The organism is Azospirillum sp. TSH20, assembly GCF_003115935.1.
In the GTDB taxonomy this organism is placed as follows: domain Bacteria; phylum Pseudomonadota; class Alphaproteobacteria; order Azospirillales; family Azospirillaceae; genus Azospirillum.
In genome coordinates this window covers 118276-139752 of sequence record NZ_LGQU01000024.1, presented here as the reverse complement: position 1 = coordinate 139752, position 21477 = coordinate 118276, and the positions used below count along the sequence as shown (strand labels likewise).

The following is a 21477-nucleotide window of genomic DNA, read 5'->3' as shown; positions in this document are numbered from 1 at the left end:
CCTCCCGGTTTTCAGGTTTTCGCGACCGGCGCCGCTCACCGATGCACGGGCGCGGCCGGATTTCTTTTTTACTGACTGGAACCTAAGTTACTTGAAAGTAGGAAGGGAAACAAGTTTGCTGAACGAACGGATGAACGCTGCCCCTGGACATAGGCACCGGCAAGTGGGAAAGCGATGGGCAGGGACGCAGGACAATGATCGAAGGGAGCCAACGCCGCATGTCGGAGTCGCCATGGAAGACCGCCGCCGACCGCCGCAGCGAGCGCGAGGAAAAGCGGATCGCCGTGCTGCGAACCGCGGCGCAGGCGTTCAACGAACTTGGCTATCACGCCACCTCGCTGGACGATATCGCCCGACGGCTGAACGTCACCAAGCCGACGATCTATTACTATGTGAAGAACAAGGAGGAGATCCTGTTCGAGTGCGTGCGGATCGGGCTGGAACTGCTCGACAGCGCATCGAGCGAAGTGATCGGCCATGGCGGCAGTGCCTATGACGAGCTGGTGGCGGTGATGACCACCTATGTCGGCATCGTCACCATGGATTTCGGCATGTGCGTGATCCGTGTCGGCGAGGAGCCGCTGACCGAGGAGAGCCGCCGCACCCTGCGCGGCCTGAAGCGCCGCATCGACCTGAAATTCCGCAGCCTGATCGAGCGCGGCATCGCCGAGGGCAGCATCGCCCCCTGCGATCCGAAGATCGCCGCCTTCACCCTGTCGGGCGCGCTCAGCTGGGTCGCCCGCTGGTACCGTCCCGACGGTGACCTGGACCCGGCGGAGATTTCCCGCCAGTCCATCGCCCTTCTGCTGAACGGCCTGCGCCCGCGCCCCGCATGATAGGCCGAAGGTGCGCGAGCTCATGGGCGGTCGCCCGTCTATGATCGGCCGCTGCACTCTTTCTTAGACATATGGGGGTATGATGAAAATGAGGGCGTCAGACGCCCTCGGCGGGCGATCCAGAAGACGTTTCGTAACGTAGAACGATCCTTGAGAGGCACCTGAACCGAGGATCGTCCAAAATCATGACCGTCGAGCTGACAGATTCGCAGACGAAGCGACTTTCCACCTTCTCCATCACCAATGACGATCTGGCCCGGCTTCGGGGCAACCGCGAATTTGCGGAGCGGCGGCTTCCCACGCTTCTCGAGCAATGGCACCGGCATTTCGACGCCTGGCCGGAAATCCAGGCGGCGCTGAAGCGTCCCGACGTGCACGCCGCCCGGCTGGACCACTGGACGCGGGCCGCGTCCGGCCGGATCGATGCCGAGTTCGCAGACTCCGCGAAGCGGCTCGCGACCCTGTTCTATCGGAACGGCGTTCCCGCCTATGCGGTGTCGATCTGCCATTACGTCGTCAGTTCCAACATCGCCCGCGAGCTTGGCCTCACCGGTGGCGACGATGGTCTGGCCGCCAACCTGTTCGGCGCCGCCGCCCGCCGCACCCGCGCCGCCCAGTTGGAAACGCTGAACAAGATCGCGTGGTTCGATATCGAGCTGCTTCTGGAGACCTATCGCGAGGCGGAGGAGGAGAGCAAGCGCGCCACGCTCGACCGGCTCGCCGGCACGTTCGAGGACAGCGTGAAAGGCATCGTGGAGGGCACGGTCGCCGCCTCCAACCAGATGCAGGCCCATGCCCAGCGCATGTCGGAGATCGCCACCAGCACCAGCCGCCGTTCCTCCGACGTGGCGTCGGAAACCGAAGTCACCTCGTCCAGCATGCAGACGGTGGCCGCGGCGACCGAACAGCTCTCGATCTCCATCTCCGACATCAGCCGCCACGTCACCGAATCGTCCCGCATCTCCTCGTCCGCCGTCGATGAGGCGGAGCGGACGAAGAGCACCGTCAGCGGGTTGGTCGAGGAGGCCAAGCGCATCGGCGACGTGGTCAAGCTGATCAGCAACATCGCCAGCCAGACAAATCTCCTGGCCCTGAACGCCACCATCGAGGCGGCGCGGGCCGGCGAGGCGGGCAAGGGCTTCGCCGTCGTCGCCAACGAGGTGAAGCACCTCGCCAACCAGACCGCCAAGGCGACGGAGGACATCTCCAGCCAGATCGCCGGCATGCAGAGCGCCGCCGGCAATGCCGCCGAGGCCATTCACGCGGTCGGCCGCACCATCACCCACATCAACGAGATCGTCACCACCGTCGCCGCCACGGTGGAACAGCAGACCGCCGCGACCCAGGAAATCACCCGGAACGTGCAGGAGGTCGCGGTCGGCACCCGCCGGGTCACCGACTCCATCGGTCAGGTGACGCAATCCTCGTCGGAGACCGGCGGAATCGCGCAGGAGGTGCTGGCCGCCGCCGGTCTGCTGCACCGGCAGGCGGACGACCTGAACCGCGGCGTCGGCGATTTCCTGACCCGCATCCGCACCGCCCGCTGATCCGCCGCGCATGGCTGCCGCGCCCGTTCGCCTGCTGGACGGGGAAGGCCGGCGGCAGGCAGCATGCCGGTGAGGCAAATCATTCGCACAGGTAAGAGTTCGTGGTCGGGACAAGGGACGGGTCGGAAGGGGGCTGGCCGAAGCTCCGCGCGCGGACGGTGGCGCAATGGGCGGGCCTGCTCGCTCTGTCGGCGGCGGTGACGTTGGGATTGGAAGCGGTCGGGCTGCCGGCGGCCTGGCTGATCGGGCCGATGATCGGGGCCATCGCGCTCGGTGTCGGCGGAGCCTCCATCCGGGTGCCGCCTTCGGGCTTCACCATGGCGCAGGCGATCATCGGCTGCCTCGTTGCCCATGCCGTCACCTCGTCGATCCTGCTGTCCATCGCGCGGAACTGGCCGCTGATGCTGGGAACCGTCGGGCTGACGGTGCTGGTCAGCGGCATCGTCGGCTGGCTGTTCGTCCGCTACGGCAGCCTGCCCGGAACCACCGCGGCCTGGGGCGTGTCGCCGGGTGCAGCCGCCGCCATGGTCGCCATGGCCGGGGAATACGGGGCGGATGCGCGGCTGGTGGCGGTGATGCAGTATCTGCGCGTGGTGCTGGTGGTGCTCAGCGCCTCGCTGGTCACACACGCGCTGACCGCCGCCCCGGACGGCGGCGCCCTGCCGGTGGCGCCGGTGGAGGCGTTGGACCTGCGCGGGCTGGCGGCGACGCTGCTGGTCGCGGGTGTGGGCGGCTGGATCGGGCAGCGCTTCCGCATCCCCTCGGGCGCGCTTCTGGTGCCGATGGTGCTGGGCGCGCTGGTCCAGGCCGGCGCCGGTGTGACCCTGCAGCTGCCGCACCTGCTGCTGACCGTCACCTACACTGTCATCGGCTGGAGCATCGGCCTGCGCTTCACCCGCGAGGTGCTGCGCCACGCGATGCGCGCCGTGCCGCAGATGCTGCTGTCGACCGGGCTGATGATCGCGCTGTGCAGCCTGTCGGCCTGGGTGCTGGTCACGCTGCTGCCGACCGATCCGCTGACCGCCTTCCTCGCAACCAGCCCGGGCGGGCTCGATTCCGTGGTGGTGATCGCGCTGGGAACCGGGGTGGATTTGCCGCTGGTGCTGGCGCTGCAGACCTTGCGGCTGTTCGTGGTGGTGCTGTCCGGCCCGCCGCTGGCCCGGCTGATCGCGCGCTACGCCTGAATCCTGTAGGGTCCGCCGTCTTCGAGCGTGCCCAGCTCGGCTTCGATGGCGGCGGCCAGATCCTCGATGCGATAGGGCTTTGCCAGCACGCGGAAGCCGTCCATGCCGCCGACCCCCTCGGCATAGCCGGTGGTCAGCACGACCGGCAGGCCGGCGCGCAGCTTTTGCGCCTCCCGCGCCAGTTCAACGCCATTGACGTGACCCGGCATCACCACGTCGGTGCAAAGCAGATCCACGGCTTCCCCGTTGCGCAGGCGTTCCAGCGCCTCCCGCCCGGTCGCGGCATGGGCGACGGCATAGCCCATGTCGGTCAGCGCCGCACTGACCACCGACGCCACCACCAGATCGTCCTCCACCAGCAGGATGCGGACACCGTGTCCGGGTGAGGCCGTGCGCTCGGCAACGATGCTGGGTTCGATGGCGACCTGCTGTGCGCGCGGAAGCAGCAGGGTGACGACCGTCCCCTCTCCTGGTCGGCTTTCCACCGATGCCGTGCCGCCCGACTGGCGGGCGAAGCCATAGACCTGCGACAGGCCGAGCCCGGTTCCCTTGCCCACCTCCTTGGTGGTGAAGAAGGGCTCGAAGACCCGGGCGGCGATGTCGGGCGGCATGCCGGTCCCGGTGTCGGACACGCGGATGCGGACATAGTCGCCGGACAGCCCGTCCGGCGTGCGCTCTTTCAACGTCACGTTCGCCGCGGAAACGATCAGGCGGCCACCGCCCGGCATGGCGTCGCGCGCATTGACCGCGAGGTTGAGCACGGCGAGTTCGAACTGGACCGGATCGGCTTCGGCGCCCCACAGGCCGGGCGCCAGCTCCATCGACACATGGATATCGGCGCGCAAGGCGCGTTCCAGCAGTCCGTTCATGCCCAGCAGCCGGTTGCGTAGGTCGAACGGCTCGGGGCGCAGGCTCTGCTTGCGGGCGAAGGCCATCAACTGCTGGACCAGACGCGCGCCGCGGTCCACCGCCTGCCGCCCGGCGTCGAGCAACTGCGGAATGCCGGGCTGCCCGCCGGCGCGTCGGCCGATCATCTGCAGACAGCCGGACACCGCCTGCAACAGGTTGTTGAAATCATGGGCAATGCCGCCGGTCAGCTGGCCGATGGCCTCCATCTTCTGGCTCTGGCGCAGCAGGTCGCGGGCATGCTCCAACTCGGCATCGCGTTCCCGTTCCGCGGTGACGTCGCGCGCGACGCAGTAGAGATACCCCTCCACCGGGACCGCGGTCCAGGACAGCCAGCGATGGCCGCCGTCCTTGCAGCGGAAGCGGTTCTCGAACCGCAGCGTGGTCTCGCCCTGCGCCAGCCGCATCAATTCCGCCGCCGTGCGGTTCTGGTCGTCGGGATGCTCCATCCACTGGGTGCGGCGGCCGACGATCTCCTCCTCCTCCCAGCCGAGCGTGCGGGTCCAGGCCGGATTGACGCTGAGAATCGCGCCGGTCCGGTCGGCCACGCACAGCAGGTCCTGCGATACCGTCCAGATGCGGTCGCGCTCGCGGGTGCGCTGGGAAACCCGCTCTTCCAGATCGCCGTTCAGGCGGCGAAGCGCAATCTCGGCCCGCTTCAGGTCGGTGATGTCGTGCAGGGTTCCGACCAGTCGGGCCGGGCGGCCATTGGCATCGGATTCGAAGCTGGCCCGCCGGGCGATCCAGCGCTCCTCCCCGTTGTCGGCGCGGCGGATCCGGTATTCGGCGAACAGTTGTGGCGCCTCATCGACGCTGCGCAGAGTATCGGCCACCATCCAGCGGTCGTCCGCATGAACCAGATCGCGGAACTGCGAGGACGGCGCCGACCTCATGGGCGGCAGCCCCCACAGGGCGAAGAACATGTCCGATCCTTCGATCCGTTCCGTGGCGAGATCCAGTTCGAAGCCCCCGACCTGCCCGGCCTCCTGGGTGCGGCGAAGGCGGGCCTCGCTCCGTTCGGTCGCCTGCATTGCCTTCACGCGATCCGTCGTCTCGATGACGGTGCACAGCACGCCGGCCACCCGTCCGGATTCGTCCGGCACCGGGCTGTAGAACAGGTCGCACCACACCTCCTCCGCCGGGCCGTTGCGTTCCAGCATGAAGAGATGCCCGGTGTGGGTCTGCACCTCTCCGCGGAAACCCTTTTCCAGAATCCGGCGGTTCCAGTCCCAGATCTCCGGCCAAATGCCCGGCACGGTGCCGCCCAGCGCCTGCGGATGCTTGCCACCGGCGATCAGGGCGTATCCATCATTGTAGATCATCCGGTGTTCCGGCCCCCACATCAGCACCATCGGGATCGGAGAATGGACGATCAGATCGACGATCGTTCTCAGGCTGCCGGCCCAACTCTCGATAGGTCCGAGGCATGTGTTCGACCAATCGAAATCGGCAACGAGGGAGCCGACGACGCTGTCCCGCAACGACAAGTGTTGTCCGGTGCCGATGTCGCTGGGGGGCAAAGCTCTTCTCCGTCAGGGCGTCCCGATGCGACGTCTTCGTTTAGATACGTTTTTCGGCTATTCCGTTCAATTGGCCGCTTGGCTAGGCCGATAGCCTGCCGGCTATCTGCTGGGACGTTGCGCCCGTGTGACCGGTGGACGTATCCTTGACGCCCCCTTCACGCCCGATCTCGGAGTGCCGCGGCAATGACCGACCGTCCCCACCGTCCCGAAACCATCGCTGCCGGCGCCCTGGGCTTTGAGGACGCGGCGAGCGGCGCGGTCATTCCGCCGATCCACCCGTCCACCACCTATGTCCGCGATCCCGACAACGGCTATGGCCGCGGCCGGGTCTATGCCCGCGCCGACAACCCCACCTTCGACATTCCGGCGCGGACGATCACCGAACTGGAAAAGGGCGCGGACACGCTGCTGTTCGCCTCCGGCATGGCGGCGGCGACCGCCGTGTTCCAGGCGTTGGATCCGGGCGACCATGTGCTGGTGCCCGACGTGATGTACTGGGCCTTTCGCAATTGGGTGCATGGACCCGCCACCCGCTGGGGGCTGAAGGTCGAAGGGGTGGACACCAGCGACACCGATGCGGTGCGTGCCGCACTCCGTCCCGGCCAGACGCGGCTGGTCTGGGTCGAGACCCCGGCCAACCCGCTGTGGACCGTCACCGACATCGCCGCCGTCGCCGAACTGGCGCACGAGGCCGGGGCGTGGCTGGCGGTGGACAGCACGGTCGCCACGCCGGTGCTGACCCGGCCGATCGAGTTGGGCGCCGACATCGTCATGCATTCGGCGACCAAATACCTGAACGGCCATTCGGACATCGTCGCCGGCACCCTGACCGCCGCCCGCAAGGACGAGTTCTGGGCCCGCATCAAGGCGGTGCAGACCCAGCAGGGCGGCATCCTCGGCAGCTTCGAGGCATGGCTTCTGCAACGCGGCCTGCGCACCCTGTTCGCCCGCGTCCGCTGGCAGAGCGCTGCGGCGATGTCGCTGGCGGAGCGGCTGACGGCCCATCCGCGGGTGGCGGAGGTGCTCTATCCCGGCCTGCCCGGCTTCCACGGCCACGGCATCGCCTCCCGCCAGATGACCGGCGGCTATGGCGGCATGCTGTCCATCCGGGTGAAGGGCGGCACCCAGGCCGCCATCGACACCGCCGCCCACGTCGGCATCTGGCGTCGCGCCACCTCGCTCGGCGGGGTGGAGAGCCTGATCGAGCATCGCGCCAGCATTGAAGGCCCGACCTCCCCCGTGCCGGGCGACCTTCTGCGCCTGTCGGTCGGCCTGGAGTCGCCCGAAGACCTTTACGACGACCTGGATCAGGCGCTCGGCCAATCACTCGGCCAGGGCTGAGCGGCGGGGACAGATCGACGCGGCACCGGCGGCATGCGCTTTTACGAGTACCCCCAACGCGGATAGGGCTTGACAGTGAGAATGATTCGCGACGTTATTCGCTGAGAATAAGTCGCACTTGCTGTCAAACACCGACCCCGACGTTCGAGGAGACCTCCATGTCGAAGCGCGCTGCCGGCTTCGCCGCCGTAGCCGTCGTTGCCCTGCTGCCGTTTGCCGCCCAGGCGGCCGGACCGGCCTACAAGGACGTGGCGAAGAATTACGCCGACATCGCCCATGCCGCCTATCAGGACGCCACCAACGGCGCCAAGGCGCTGAAGAAGGCGGTGGACGCCCTGGTCGCCAACCCGACCGAGGACAATCTGGCGAAGGCCCGCACGGCCTGGAAGGCCGCCCGCGTTCCGTACATGCAGACGGAAGCCTTCCGCTTCGGCAACCCGGTCGTCGACGAGTGGGAGGGCAAGGTGAATGCCTGGCCGCTGGACGAGGGCCTGATCGACTATGTCGACGAGGGCTATGCCGGCGGCGAGAGCAACCCCTACGCCAAGGCGAACGTCATCGCCAACCCGAAGATCATGGCCGGCGGCAAGACCATCGACGCCACCAGGATCACCAAGGAGCTGCTGGCCGACAAGCTGCACGAGGCCGGCAAGGTCGAGGCGAACGTCGCCACCGGCTATCATGCCATCGAATTCCTGCTGTGGGGCCAGGATCTGCACGGCACCGGTCCGGGCGCGGGCGAGCGCAAGGCGACCGACTATGCCAAGGGCAAGGACTGCACCAACGGCCACTGTGACCGCCGTGCGCAGTATCTGAAGGTCGCCACCCAGATGCTGGTCGACGATCTGTCCGAGATGACGGCCGATTGGGCCGCCAAGGGCAAGGCCCGCGTCTCCATCGCCAAGGCGCCGGAGAGCGAGGGCGTCGCGCGCATGCTGACCGGCCTCGGCTCGCTGAGCTACGGCGAACTGGCCGGCGAGCGCATGAAGCTCGGCCTGATGCTGCACGATCCGGAGGAGGAGCATGACTGCTTCTCCGACAACACCCACAACTCGCACTATTACGACGAAGTCGGAATGGTGAACGTCTACAACGGCAGCTACAAGCGCACCGACGGCAAGACCGTGTCGGGCGCCTCGCTGTCGCAGCTGGTCGCCGCCAAGTCCGCCGACGCCGACGCCGCGGTGAAGACCGCCCTGGGCAACACCATGAAGGCGATGCAGGCGATCAAGGACACCGCCGACAGCGGCAAGATGGCCTACGACCAGATGATCGCCGCCGACAACGACGAAGGCAACAAGCTGGTGTCCGCCGGCATCGACGGCCTCGTCGCCCAGAAGAAGGCTCTGGAAGGCGCCGTCGCCGCGCTCGGCGTCTCGGTCGACGTCAAGGGGTCCGACAGCCTCGACGAACCGTCGAAGGTCGGCAAGTAAGCACGCCTACCCCGGCTCCGGTCCCGCGCCGTCCCGCGCATGACCGAACCACCCGCGCTTCCCTTCCGGGCCGATCCGGCGAGGGACGGAGGCGGGACCGGAGCCGGAACTTTTCCCGCCTGAAGTTTTTGGACCGCCGTCATGCAGCATCGTCCCGCCGTTCCGCTGTCCCGCCGCGCCCTCCTGCGTGCCGGAGGTGCCGCCGTCGCGGCGACGGCACTTGGCGGGACTGGATTGAAGGCTCCCGATGCCGGCGCGCTGAAGCCCGGCCTTGCCGGCCCGGCGCCCGTCACCTCGACCGGTGATCTGGTCGAAGTCGAACTGGTCGCCAAACAGCGGATGCAGCGCATCCTGCCCGAACCGGCGGAACCGTCGCCGCTTATCACCTATGCCGATCACTTCCCCGGCCCGATCGTCCGCATGCGCAAGGGCCAGCGGCTGCGTGCCACGTTGGTGAACGAGCTGGACGAGCACACCTCCATCCACTGGCACGGCATCCGCCTGCCGAACCTGGAAGACGGCGTGCCCTACCTGACCCAGCCGCCGACCAAGCCGGGCGAGCGCCATGTCTACGAGTTCACGCCGCCGGATGCCGGGTCCTTCTTCTTCCATCCCCATTGCAACACGGTGGAGCTGCTGGGCCGCGGCCTTGCCGGCGTCCTGATCGTCGAGGAGCCGGACGCGCCGAAATTCGACGCGGACCTCGTCTGTCTGGTCAAGGACTGGCAACTGGACAAGACCGGCAAGTTCGGCACCTTCATAACCGACCGCGGCGCCTCGCGCGCCGGCACCTTCGGCAGCGTGTCCACCGTCAATGGCGCCATCGATCCGGTGATCGAAGTGCCCGCCAACGGCGACATTCGTGCCCGCCTCTACAACATCGACAGCACGCGCGTGGTCGATCTGCGGGTGGAGGGGGCGGAGGCCTGGATCATCGCCGTCGACGGCAACCCGCTGCCGCCCCGCCCATTGGACGGCTGGCCGATGGGTCCGGCGATGCGTATCGATGTGCTGTTCCGCGCTCCGGCCAAGGCGGGCCAGACCCTGCGGCTGACCAACGTCTATTCGGCCGAGCCCCGGCCGCTCGCCACCTTCCGCGCCGTCGGTCCCGCCCGGCCGAACAAGCGCTTCAAGCCGCGCGCCCTACCCGCCTCCGCCATTCCCGAACCGGACCTCAAGGACGCGCCGATCATCCCGATGGCCTTCTCCGCCACCGCGGTGGCGCAGAGCTTCGACCCGGCGGTATTGCCCGGCCTGCCCTATGCCGACGCGCTGTGCCTGTCGGCGAAGACCTTCTGGGCGATCAACCAACAGAGCTGGCCGGAGGGCGGGCACGAACATCTGCCGCCGCCGCTGGTCACGCTGGAAAAGGGCCGCAGCTACATCTTCGAGCTGGCCAACCTGACGCCGCACCTGCACCCGATCCACATCCACGGCTACACCTTCAAGGTGCTGTCCTCCGACGGCCGCAAGGTGGTGCCCCACCATGCCGACACGGTGCTGCTGGAACCGAAGGAACGGCTGCGCGTGGCGATCAAGGCCGACAATCCCGGCGACTGGATGTTCCACTGCCACATCATCGAACACCAGGACACCGGCATGATGGGATACATCCGCGTTGTTTGAATCACGACTTACGCACTTGAAATCCCCTCTCCCCCCCGGGGAGAGGGTCAGGGTGAGGGGGCAGCATGGGCGCCAGCCCATGCCAGGGGATTGCCAAGGGGCAGAATGCCCCTTGGCGGCGCGCGACAGCGCGCCGGCCCCCTCACCCTCCCCACGCCTGCGGCGCGGGTCCCCCCCCTCTCCCCGGGGGGGAGAGGGTATGTCGCTCCGCGTCGCGGTTGCCGCCGCCCTGCTCCTCCTCCTCGCCCCCACCGCCCAGGCCGCCGACAGCCTCGACAACCGCATCGGCGAGGCGCTTTTCCGCCGCATGTGGGTGGCGGCGCCCACCGCGACCCAGGCGGCGGACGGTCTCGGGCCGCTCTACAACGCCCGCTCCTGCGCCACCTGCCACCCGCGCGCCGGCGGCGGCCGGCCGCCCGATCCGGCGGTGGAGGGCGACCAGGGCGTCGGCTATGCGATCAAGCTGAACGCCGACCCGGTCTATGGCCGGCAGATCCAGTCCAACGCCACTCTCGGACAGGTGATCGAAGGCCGCCCCCGCGTCAGTTATCGCGAGGAGGAGGTGCGCTTCCCCGACGGCGAGACCGTCCGCCTGCGCCACCCGACGCCGGTCATCGAGGATCTCGGCTATGGGCCGCTGGCCGAGGCGACGGCGATGTCCGCCCGCGTGCCGCCGCGCGTCCAGGGCATGGGCCTGCTCGACCGCATCCCAGCTGAAGCCATCGAGGTCGAGGCCGCGCGGCAGGCGGCGTCCGGCGGCCCCGTCGCCGGGCGGGTGAACCATGTGACGGTGGACGGCAAGCGTCAGGTCGGCCGCTTCGGCTGGAAGGCGATGCACCCCACGCTGGACCATCAGGATGCGGAGGCCTTCAGCCTCGACATCGGCATGTCGACGCCTGCCTATCGCGAGCCCTGGGGCGACTGCACCCCGGCGCAGACCGCCTGCCGCGAGGCCCTGCATGGCGATTCCAAACAGTTCGAAGGGCTGGAGATCCCCAGCACGATCATCGGCCTGATCGACGGCTACCTGCGCGACCTGCCGCCCGACGGCAGCCTGGAAGCGCCGAAGGACAAGGCGGGGACCACGCTGTTCGCCGACACCGGCTGTGCCGCCTGCCACCGTCCCTCTTGGCGTACTGTGGAGGACCCGGCTCACCCTGTCCTTTCCAACCGCAAGATCTTCCCGCACAGCGACATGCTTCTCCACGATCTCGGCCCCGCCTTGGGGGACGAGTTGCCGATGGGCGAGGCCAAGGGTTCGGACTGGCGCACCACGCCGCTGTGGGGCCTGAACCGGCTGGCGGCCAAGGACGGGCAACTGTCGCTCCTTCATGACGGGCGCGCCCGCAGCGTCACCGAAGCGATCCTGTGGCATGGAGGCGAGGCGGAAGGGGCGAAGGACCGCTTCATGGCCTTGCCGGTTGGGGAGCGGAAACGGCTGGTGCGATATGTGCTGGGTTTGTAAAGGAAGGGCGGGGGCTTCGATCCACGCCAACGGCAGAAGGGATTTGAACGTATGCGACGCCGCATAGTGCTTGGACTGATGTCCGCCGCCGCCGCCGTGGCGGCTCTGCTGCCGCGGACGCCGGCCTTCGCCGCCCGCCAGTCCGACAAGGACGCCGCCTTCCTGGGCGGCATGGTCCGCACCCATGCCCTGCCGCGCTTCGACGCGCTGGTCGCCGCCGCCAATACCTATGTCGACACGCTCGACCGCTTCGCCGCCGGCCCCACCGCCGCCGGACTGGAGGAGGCGCGCGCGGCCCACACCAAGGTCACCGATGCCTGGGCATCCGTGCAGCATCTGCGCCCGGGCCCCCTCACCATGAATCTGCGCGCCGACCGCATGTCCTTCTGGCCGGAGCGGCCGGGCGTGGTCCAGCGCCAGATCGGCCAGATCCTGCGCGACCATGATCCCAAGCTGCTGCAGCCGGGTGCGCTCGCCCGCCAGAGCGCGGCGGTGCAGGGGCTGACCGTGCTGGAACGGCTGCTGTTCGACGAGGGCGTCACCGCGGACAATTTCACCGGCAGCGACGCCAAGCTGTATCGCGGGCAGCTGGCCGTCGCCGCCGCCCGCAACATCGCCGCCATCGCAACCGAAGCGCGCGACGGCTGGAAGGAGCTGGAGGCGCCGCTCGCCGCCGGGCAGCCGACCGTCCTCGGCCCGACCGCTGCGGAAGCGGTCAACACGCTCTATTCCGCCGCCATCACCGCCATGCAGGTGGTGATCGACCAGAAGCTGATGGCCCCGCTCGGTGGCGGCATCGAGGACGCCAAGCCGATGGTGGTGGAGGCGTTGCGCAGCGGCCGGTCGCTCCGCAACATCGCGCTGAACCTGGAAGGGCTGCGCGCCCTGCTGATGGGCGAGCATGGCGGGCCGGGCTTCGTCTCGCTGCTGCCCGCCAACGACGACGGCGCCACCGCCAAGCAGGCCATCGACGAGAGCTTCGCCGCCGCGATCAGCGCGGTGGAGGCGATCCCCGGTCCGCTGGACAAGGCGGTGACCGACCCCACCTCCCGCAAGAAGACGGAGAGCGCGCTGCGGCTGGTCAAGGCGGCGCGGGTGGAGATGCTGGGCACGCTGGCCCCGCTGCTGGACATCACGCTGGGCTTCAACGAACTGGACGGAGACTGACCATGGCGATGGACCGCAGGAACATCCTGGGCGTGCTCGCCGGGCCAGTCTTCGGTGGACGCGCAATGGGTGGGCGCATCGTCGGCGGACTGCTGGCCGTGCTGACCGGCAAGGCCCATGCGGCGGACGCCGGCACGCTCTATCTCAACGCCTATGCCACCGCCGGGGCGGAGCCGAGCTTCGGCGTCGCGGCGCTGGATCGCGGCGGCAAGGTGCTGTTCACCACCACCACGCCGGGCCGCGCCCACGCCATCATGCCGCGTCCCGGCGTGGCCGAGGCGGTCGTCTTCGCCCGCCGGCCCGGCCGCTGGTTCCAGACCCTGTCGCTGGCCGACGGCACCCCCGGTCCGGTGGTGCGGGCGCCCGACGACCGCCGCTTCACCGGCCATGGCGATTATTCGGCCGACGGCCGCATCCTCTATGTCGCCGAGGACGACGTCCCGCGCGAGGAGGGCGCCATCGGCGTCTATGACGCCACCGACGGCTATCGCCGGATCGGCGTCATTCCGACCCATGGGCTGGGTCCGCACGAGCTGATCCTGATGCGCGACGGCTCGACCCTGGCCGTCGCCAACGGCGGCGTCATCACCCACCCCGACACCGGCCGGGCCAAGCTGAACCTCGACAGCATGGACAGCTCGCTGACCTATGTGGAGGCGGCGACCGGCAAGCTGCTCGACAAGGTCCGCCTGCCGGAGGAGCACGCCAATCTCGGCATCCGTCACATCGCCCTGCTGGACGACGGCGGGGTCGCCTTCGGTGTTCAGGACGAACGCCCCATCGGCATGCTGCAGCCCCTGACCGGCGCCCACCGTCCCGGCAGCGGCGCGGTCCGCCTGTTCGACGCACCGGAGGATGTGCTGTCACGCATGCAGGGCTACATCGGCAGCGTCGCGTCGGATGGCAAGACGGTGGCCGCCAGCTCGCCGTTGGGCGGGCTCATCGGGCTGTGGAACGCGGCGGACGGGGCGTGGCTCGGCTCCACCGCGCTGGCCGACGGCTGCGGTTTGGCTCCGAACGGCGAGGGCTATCTGGCGACCAGCGGGCTTGGCGTGATCGAGCCGGTGTCGGTCAGCGCCGAAGCGGGACTGGAGCGCAAGGCGCCGGCCTTCCGCTGGGACAACCACCTGACGCGGCGGGTGGCTTGAGGGGCTGAGTTAGACCCCCACCCCAACCCTCCCCCGCTGGGCGGGGGAGGGGGCAAGTGCTTGTTCGGAATAGCAGCGGCAGTCCCTCCCCCGCCCAGCGGGGGAGGATAGGTGGGGGTCTAACTCCACCCAATCAGCCCCTACCCCACCAGCGCCGCCCAATGATGGCGCAAGTGATCCTCGATGAACGTGCTGATGAAGAAATAGCTGTGGTCGTAGCCCGGCTGCATGCGCAGCGTCACCGGGTGTCCGACCTCCTGCGCCGCGGCGACCAGCGCCTCCGGCTTCAGTTGTACTTCCAGGAAGCTGTCGCGGTCGCCCTGGTCGATCAGGATCGGCAGCCGCTCCGTCGCGGTCCTGATCAGCGCGCAGGCGTCCCATTCCATCCAGCGGTCGCGGTCCGGCCCCAGATAGCGCTCAAAGGCCTTTTCGCCCCAGGGCACCGCCGCCGGGTTGACGATGGGGGCGAAGGCCGACACCGCCTTGTAGAAGCCGGGATGCTTCAGCGCGCAGACCAACGCGCCATGTCCGCCCATCGAATGGCCGGCGATGGACCGGCGGTCGGTGACCGGGAAATTTTCCTCGATCAGTGCCGGCAACTCCCGCGTCACGTAGTCGTGCATGCGGTAGTTGCGCGCCCAGGGTTCCTCGGTCGCATCGACATAGAATCCGGCGCCCTGGCCGAAGTCCCAGGCGCCGTCGGGATCGCCGGGCACCCCCTCCCCGCGCGGGCTGGTGTCGGGGGCGACGATGGCGAGGCCAAGCTCCGCCGCGACGCGGAAGGCGCCGGCCTTCTGGGTGAAGTTCTCGTCGGTGCAGGTCAGGCCCGACAGCCAGTAGAAGACCGGAACCGTCGCGCCGTCCTCCACCTGCGGCGGCAGGAAGATCGCGAAGGTCATCTCGCAATTCACCGCCGCGGACTGATGCCGCACCCGTTTCAGCCGGCCGCCGAAGACACGGGTTTCCGACAGGGTGGTCAGGGGGTCGGTCATGGAAACGCCTTTTGAAAATCGATGGCGGCAAGGCTCCCTCCCCCAATATGGAGAAGGGAGCCCTCGTCACCTCACTGGTTGTACAGGATGACCGAGCGGATGCTCTTGCCCTCATGCATCAGGTCGAAGGCGTGGTTGATGTCCTCCAGACCCATGGTGTGGGTGATGAAGGTGTCCAGCTCGAACTCGCCGCGCAGGTAGCGCTCCACATATTCCGGCAGTTCCGACCGGCCCTTGACGCCGCCGAAGGCGGAACCGCGCCAGACGCGGCCGGTGACCAGTTGGAACGGACGGGTGGAGATCTCCTCGCCGGCGCCGGCGACGCCGATGATGACCGACTCGCCCCAGCCCTTGTGGCAGCATTCCAGCGCGGCGCGCATCACCTTGACGTTGCCGATGCACTCGAAGCTGTAATCGACGCCGCCGTCGGTCAGTTCGACCAGCACTTCCTGGATCGGGCGGTCGTAGTCCATCGGGTTGATGACGTCGGTGGCGCCCAGCTGCTTGGCGATCTCGAATTTCGACGGGTTGATGTCGACGCCGATGATGCGGCTGGCCTTCGCCATGGTGGCGCCGATGATGGCCGACAGGCCGATGCCGCCGAGGCCGAAGACGGCGACGGTCGAGCCCGGCTCCACCTTCGCGGTGTTCATCACCGCGCCCATGCCGGTGGTGACGCCGCAGCCCAGCAGGCAGACCTTCTCCAGCGGGGCGGCCTTGTTGATCTTGGCGAGCGCGATCTCCGGCAGCACCGTGTATTCGGAGAAGGTCGAGGTGCCCATGTAATGGGCGATCTGCTTGCCCTTGATGGAGAAGCGGCTGGTGCCGTCCGGCATCAGGCCCTTGCCCTGGGTGGCGCGGATCGCCTGGCACAGGTTGGTCTTGCCGGACAGGCAGAATTTGCACTTGCCGCATTCCGGCGTGTAGAGCGGGATGACGTGGTCACCGACCGCCACGGACGTGACGCCGGGGCCGACCTCCACCACCACGCCGCCGCCCTCATGGCCGAGGATGCAGGGGAACACGCCTTCGGAATCCTTGCCGGACAGCGTGTAGGCGTCGGTGTGGCAAACGCCGGTGGCGACGATGCGGACCATCACCTCGCCGGCCTTGGGCGCCGCGACCTCGACTTCTTCGATCTCCAGCGGACGGTTGGCTTCCCAGGCGACGGCGGCGCGCGACAGAACCATGTGGGTTTCCTTCCCCAATGCGGATGGCTTTTTGATTCCCACAGTGTAAACGCCTCGGGTCATTGCCAAAATGGCGATTTCGGGAATAGATTTTTGCGGTACGGGGATAATGCTGCGGGTTCAGGGTGTAATTCGATGAGCGGCTGGGACGGCATTGACGAATTCGTGGCGGTGGCGGAGAGCGGCAGCTTCTCCCGCGCGGCGGAGCGGCTGCGCGTCTCCTCCTCCCATGTCAGCCGCAGCGTGGCGCGGCTGGAGGACCGGCTGCAGGCCCGCCTGTTCTACCGCACCACCCGCAAGGTCAGCCTGACCGAGAGCGGCCGGGCCTTCCTCGCCCGCTGCCAGCGGCTGGCGGAACAGCGCGACGACGCCTTTCTCGCGGTCGGCGCTCTGCAGGGCGGCAGCGCCAGCGAGGTGAAGGGGCTGCTGCGCATGACCAGCGCCACCGCCTATGGCGAGCAGTTCATCATGCCGCTGATCAATGACCTGATGGAGCGCCACCCGCAACTGAGCATCGAGGTGGAGTTGACCAACCGCCAGCTCGATCTGGTGCAGGAGGGGTACGATCTGGCGATCCGGCTCGGACGCCTCAGCGAATCGAGTCTGGTGGCGACGCGCATCGCCCCGCGCGTCATGCATCTGTGCGCCGCCCCGACCTATCTGGAGCGTCACGGCACGCCCGACAGCCTCGCGAGCCTCAGCAGCCACCAATGCCTGATCGGCACCACCGACCATTGGTTGTTCGACGACAACGGCCAGGACTGGCTGTTCCGCCCGCGCGGGCGCTGGCGCTGCAACAGCGGCTTCTCGGTGCTCGACGCGGCACTGCGCGGCTTCGGGCTGTGCCAGCTGCCGGACTATTACGTGCGCGGGCCGGTGGCGGAGGGGCGTCTGGTCTCCCTGCTGGACCGTCACCAGCCGCCCAACACGGCGGTGTGGGCGGTCTATCCGCAGAAACGGCACGTGCCGGCGAAGGTGCATGCGGCCATCCGGCACCTGAAGGATGGGCTGGCGCGGCGGCCGGAGTATCGGTGAGCGGCTTGCGGCCGGCCGGTCAGCTTCGTGCCGAGCCGGACAGGTCGAGCACTTGGTCTGCGAGCGCGAGCGTGGACGGGCGGTGGCTCGCCACCAGCACGGCGATGCCGCGGGCGCGCAGGTCGGCGAACAGGGCGGCTTGCATATCTTCGTCCAGCGCGGCGGTCGCCTCGTCTAGAACCAGGAGATCCGGATCGCGGGCCAGCGCGCGGGCGATCAGCAGCCGCTGCATCAATCCGGCCGGGAAGGAGTCCTCGCCCACCAGCGTCTGGATGCCCATCGGCAGAGCCGCGATGTCGGTGTCGAGCCGGACCAGCCGCGCCGCCTCCCACGCGCGCTCGACCGGCAGCGGCGCCATGCCCAGGATGACCGACCTGATGGTCGCCACCCCGATCTGCTCGTCCTGCAGAACGGCACCGACGCGGCCACGGACGGCGGCGGCATCCAGGCTGCGAAGGTCGCGTCCATTGATCCGCACCATCCCCGAATCCGGCCGAAGCAGGCCGAGCGCCAGCGCGATCAGCGTGGATTTTCCGCTGCCGGACGGGCCGGCAACCGCCACCACCTGCCCCCGCGCAAGGCTGAGCGACACGCCGCGCAGGCAGGGCGCCGGCGCTCGCGGATGGGTGAAGGTGACGTCGCAGAGGTCCAGGCGCTCCACCGGTCCGGGATCGGGCGCGCCGGGCGGACTGTCGGGCGCCGCCTCCAGCAGCGGGCGCAGGGGGGCGATCAGTTCGCCATCGGGAAGCCGGCCGAACGCTCCCGCCAACCCAAGCACGGTCCGCACCGCCGGCAACGCCGCCAAGGCTGCGGCGGCTGCGACGGACAGGCCGCTGCCCTCCCGCATCGCCAGTCCGCCGACCAGAAGCGGCACTCCCAGCATCAGCGCCTGTGCGACCGCGTCGGCGTCGGCCCTGCGTGCCGCCGCGAGCCCGACCTGGGCGGACAGATTGCGCAAGGCCGACATCGCCCGATCCGCCGCCCAGCGATCGGCCCCCAGAAGGCGAAGCTGCGGCAGGCTGGCGGCCGGGAGTTCTATCCTGTGCCAGGAGTCCGCCGCAGCATCCCGCCCCGCCCGCCGTATCCTTACGGACCGGCGCAACAGCCACGCGTGCAGCAGCCCGCCCACGATCATCATGAAGCCGCCTGCCAGCGCCGGCCAAGCTGCGGCCCATCCCATCACCACCAGCGCCGGCCCCAGCCGGACCAAAGCCTCGACCATCGCATCGCGACCTGCGACCGCCTGCTGCATCGCGGTGATGCCGTCGCGCAGCCGGTCTTCCTGAACGGCACCTGTGACCGCCCGCAACATGGCGGGCGGGACGCCCAGAAGCCGCTCCCACAGCAGGCCATGCAGCCCGAGGTCCGATGCCGCGCCGGAGCGTGCCGAGGCGACCCGCCGCACCCGTTCGCACAGTCCGGCCGCCGATGCCGCGAGCAGGAGAACCACGGCCAGGGCGGCTAACGCCATCGCGCCGCGCGCCAGTGCGCGCTCGCCCAGCAGCACCGCCACCGCCGGCAGCACCGCTGCGACGCCACCGCCGGCCGCCGCGAACAGTGCCAGCATCCGGTCGTCCCGGCCGTCGCTCAGCGCAACTTCCAGCCATCGCGCCGGCGTCAGCGGCTCGACACCTCCGGCGCGGACAGGGGCGCAGGCATCGGGGGAAAGCGTCGCGGCGAGAGTGGCATCCATCGCGCGGGAACGGCCGTCGGTCTCCTCCAGACGATAGCCGCCACGCCGATCGGGGAGCAGCAGCACCGGTCCGCCATCGATCTGCCGGAAGGCCAACAGCGGCCCCTGGTCGCGCTGCCACCAGGGCGTCGCCCCCCGGCTGCCCGGCGGCAAGCGCACCCGGCGCAGGCGCATTCCAAAGGCCGGGGCCGCCGCGCGCAAGTCCGCTTCCCCGCCGCCCTTGCGGATCCCGTCGCGGATCAGGGCGCGCAGCCCGTCCACGATGTCGCCTGCGCTAGCGGTCACGACGGCATCTCCGCCCCGGCCGCAGACGGGTCGAGGTGAAGACGGTGTTCACAGCCCTCCAGAGTCGCCGGGCGACGGCTGGTCACCAGGACGATGCGGTCGGGTCGCTGCAGCCCGTCGAGGATGCAACGCGCCAAAGCCGGCTCCAGCGCATCCAGAGCATCGTCGATCACCAGCAGGACCGGGTTGCGCAGAAGCGCCCGCGCCAAGGCCAACCGGCGTCGCTGTCCGCCGCTGAGTTCCGGGCCGCCTTCGGTCAGTTCCAGGGAAAGGCCGCCGCGGGGTTCCAGATCGCTCCACAGCCGGACCTGCTCCAGCGCCGCCACCAACGCCGCATCGCTTGCGGAGAGGTCGCCGACCCGCAGGTTATCGGCGATCGTGCCGGCGATCACCGGACTGGAACGGTCGACCAGCGCCACCGCGCCGGGACATTGGCGGGCAACCGTCGCGACCGGCCGGCCGTCCAGCAGAATGCCTCCGGACGAGGGGTCCAGCAGCCCACAGGCGAGTTTGGCCAGCACCGACTTTCCGGAACCGGAGTCGCCGCAAACCCCCAGCCGCTCACCCGGGTCGAGACGCAGATCGATCCCGGGCAGGACCGGCGGCGCCTGCGGCGACGGTTGGAACCGGACGGACTGGACGCAGAGACGGGCGGCAGGGCGCTCTGCCGCGGGGGGATGCTCCGCCTCGGCTGCCGCCGCTTCCAGATCGTCCAGGCGATGCAGGGCGGCTTTCAAATCCTGCAACGCCGGCATGACGCGGTCCAGACGCAGGACCTGCCGATGTGCCGCCAGCGTCAGCACGGCGAGCGCCACCACTCCACCGCTCCCGATCCGGCCGGCGGCGAGGCTCGTCAGCAATACAGCCGCAAGACCAACCCCGGCGACGCCGGTGAGCACCGCCATGAGCCGCGCATGGCGGGCCACCGACTTCTGCCGCCAGATGGTCTGCACGGCATGGCGGCCTGCAAGCTGGGCCAGAACCTCGCCATCGCGCCCACCGGTCCTGTGGGTGTCGAGCGTCGTGATGGTTCCGCCGTCCGGAACCAACGGTGTCGGCGCATTCCGGCGTGCAGCCACGGCACCACGCCTGAGATGAATCATGCCGAGCGCGGCCAAGGCCGGGATGACGGTCAGCAGCAGCGCCGCCCCGCTCCACCCGTCGAGCCAAAACGCGGCTGCGACCGGCAGGACCAGCAGCGGCAGTTCCACCAACCGCATGATGTCGCCGATGTGCCGTTGCAGCGCACCGCCCGCCAGCGGCACCTCCAGCACCTGTGCCATATCCCGGCGGGCGAACCAGACGGCAGGCATCCGCCGGAGCCGGCCGAACACGCCGGCGGCGGTGTCGTCGGCCAGCCTCATACCCAGAAGCGCGGTCAGCCGGTCCCTGCCCCATCCGGCGGCGACCGCGGCAACACAGGCTCCGGTCAGCGGGTTCAGGGCGGCGCCTCCGTCGGCCCAACTCCCGGCCGCGAGTGCCGCCCCCACACCGGCGGCGCGGCCAAGCGCGGCGGACAGCAGAATGGCCAAGACGATGCCCGCTTGCGGCCGAAGCCGCGTCGCCAGCGCACGCGCCGGTGTCGGCGGACGCCACTTCCCCTGCGGATGCTGTGCGCCGGGCTCCGGCGGCTGGATGGTGATGGCAATGCCGGTGAAGGAGTCGTCGACCTCGTCCCAGCCCATGACATGCGGCCCGCCGCCCGGGTCGTTGACCAGAAGCCCGTCGCAGGTTTCGGCCTCCACCACGAGGAAATGGATGAAGCGGCTGTGGGCAATCAGGGGAAAGCCGAGGGAGGACAGACGGTCCGGCTCGGTGCGGAAGGCACGGGCGACCATGCCGTGGTCGCGGGCGATGCGGATCAGGGCGCGGGCATTGACGCCGAGCCGGGTCGACCCCGCTTCTGCCCGCAACTGCTCCAGGGGAACCGGGCGGCCGTGGTGGGCCAGCATGATGCCGAGCGCGGCCAGACCGCACTCGGCGATCTCGCCCTGGCGCAGTTCGGGCGTCGCCGTCCGCCTTCGGCCTTGACGGGTGAAATTCGATGGTGGGGAGTTGCTCATTCTTGCTGAGCGTTGCGTCCGCGGGGAAATTCTCCGCAAGACG

15 protein-coding genes are annotated in these 21477 nt (G+C 69.1%); 10 read left to right on the top strand and 5 right to left on the bottom strand.

Annotated features, from left to right (window positions below; all coding sequences use genetic code 11):
- Positions 1 to 218: 218 nt before the first annotated feature.
- The 3 genes from TSH20_RS07935 (at position 219) to TSH20_RS07925 (ending at position 3567) form a co-directional block, all read left to right on the top strand.
- Positions 219 to 836 carry a TetR/AcrR family transcriptional regulator gene (locus TSH20_RS07935; protein ID WP_109074230.1) on the top strand — a complete coding sequence of 206 codons (618 nt, stop codon included), beginning with the start codon at positions 219 to 221 and terminating at the stop codon, positions 834 to 836.
- Between the two features lie 185 nt (positions 837 to 1021).
- Positions 1022 to 2383 carry a globin-coupled sensor protein gene (locus tag TSH20_RS07930; RefSeq protein WP_109074209.1) on the top strand — a complete coding sequence of 454 codons (1362 nt, stop codon included), beginning with the start codon at positions 1022 to 1024 and terminating at the stop codon, positions 2381 to 2383.
- Between the two features lie 101 nt (positions 2384 to 2484).
- A complete protein-coding gene (locus TSH20_RS07925; protein ID WP_199231883.1) occupies positions 2485 to 3567 on the top strand; it encodes an AbrB family transcriptional regulator in 1083 nt (360 codons plus the stop codon).
- On the opposite strand, the gene TSH20_RS07920 is transcribed toward TSH20_RS07925, so the two are convergent.
- A complete protein-coding gene (locus tag TSH20_RS07920; RefSeq protein ID WP_158281967.1) occupies positions 3558 to 5960 on the bottom strand; it encodes a PAS domain S-box protein in 2403 nt (800 codons plus the stop codon). The two genes, TSH20_RS07925 and TSH20_RS07920, sit on opposite strands and share 10 nt — an antisense overlap.
- Positions 5961 to 6179: 219 nt before the next feature.
- On the opposite strand from TSH20_RS07920, the gene TSH20_RS07915 reads away from it, so the two are divergent.
- The 6 genes from TSH20_RS07915 (at position 6180) to TSH20_RS07890 (ending at position 14176) form a co-directional block, all read left to right on the top strand.
- On the top strand, positions 6180 to 7337 hold the full coding sequence (locus TSH20_RS07915) for an aminotransferase class I/II-fold pyridoxal phosphate-dependent enzyme (RefSeq protein ID WP_109074206.1): 1158 nt from the start codon (positions 6180 to 6182) through the stop codon (positions 7335 to 7337).
- A 158-nt stretch (positions 7338 to 7495) separates the two neighbouring features.
- Positions 7496 to 8770: an imelysin family protein gene (locus TSH20_RS07910; protein WP_109074205.1), complete on the top strand. Its 1275-nt coding sequence runs from the start codon at positions 7496 to 7498 to the stop codon at positions 8768 to 8770.
- A 141-nt stretch (positions 8771 to 8911) separates the two neighbouring features.
- Complete coding sequence (locus TSH20_RS07905) at positions 8912 to 10396, top strand: multicopper oxidase family protein (protein WP_109074204.1); 1485 nt, start codon at positions 8912 to 8914, stop codon at positions 10394 to 10396.
- A gap of 199 nt (positions 10397 to 10595) precedes the next feature.
- Positions 10596 to 11861, top strand: a complete 1266-nt coding sequence (locus TSH20_RS07900; protein WP_247871155.1) for a di-heme oxidoredictase family protein — start codon at positions 10596 to 10598, stop codon at positions 11859 to 11861.
- A gap of 51 nt (positions 11862 to 11912) precedes the next feature.
- Positions 11913 to 13028: an imelysin family protein gene (locus TSH20_RS07895; RefSeq protein WP_109074203.1), complete on the top strand. Its 1116-nt coding sequence runs from the start codon at positions 11913 to 11915 to the stop codon at positions 13026 to 13028.
- Between the two features lie 2 nt (positions 13029 to 13030).
- Positions 13031 to 14176, top strand: coding sequence for a DUF1513 domain-containing protein (locus TSH20_RS07890; protein ID WP_247871154.1), 1146 nt, complete (start codon positions 13031 to 13033; stop codon positions 14174 to 14176).
- 140 nt (positions 14177 to 14316) lie between these two features.
- Here the strand turns inward: TSH20_RS07890 and fghA are convergent, their stop codons facing one another.
- Complete coding sequence (gene fghA, locus TSH20_RS07880; RefSeq protein WP_109074202.1) at positions 14317 to 15168, bottom strand: S-formylglutathione hydrolase; 852 nt, start codon at positions 15166 to 15168, stop codon at positions 14317 to 14319.
- A 71-nt stretch (positions 15169 to 15239) separates the two neighbouring features.
- Complete coding sequence (locus tag TSH20_RS07875) at positions 15240 to 16358, bottom strand: S-(hydroxymethyl)glutathione dehydrogenase/class III alcohol dehydrogenase (protein WP_109074201.1); 1119 nt, start codon at positions 16356 to 16358, stop codon at positions 15240 to 15242.
- A 135-nt stretch (positions 16359 to 16493) separates the two neighbouring features.
- On the opposite strand from TSH20_RS07875, the gene TSH20_RS07870 reads away from it, so the two are divergent.
- Complete coding sequence (locus TSH20_RS07870) at positions 16494 to 17393, top strand: LysR family transcriptional regulator (protein ID WP_109074200.1); 900 nt, start codon at positions 16494 to 16496, stop codon at positions 17391 to 17393.
- A gap of 19 nt (positions 17394 to 17412) precedes the next feature.
- Here TSH20_RS07870 and TSH20_RS07865 read toward each other — a convergent pair whose 3' ends face one another.
- Together TSH20_RS07865 and TSH20_RS07860 are read right to left on the bottom strand one after the other, a co-directional pair.
- On the bottom strand, positions 17413 to 19371 hold the full coding sequence (locus TSH20_RS07865; RefSeq protein ID WP_109074199.1) for an ATP-binding cassette domain-containing protein: 1959 nt from the start codon (positions 19369 to 19371) through the stop codon (positions 17413 to 17415).
- Positions 19368 to 21434: a cysteine peptidase family C39 domain-containing protein gene (locus TSH20_RS07860; protein ID WP_109074198.1), complete on the bottom strand. Its 2067-nt coding sequence runs from the start codon at positions 21432 to 21434 to the stop codon at positions 19368 to 19370. The genes TSH20_RS07865 and TSH20_RS07860 overlap by 4 nt, the downstream gene beginning before the upstream one ends.
- Positions 21435 to 21477: the final 43 nt, after the last annotated feature.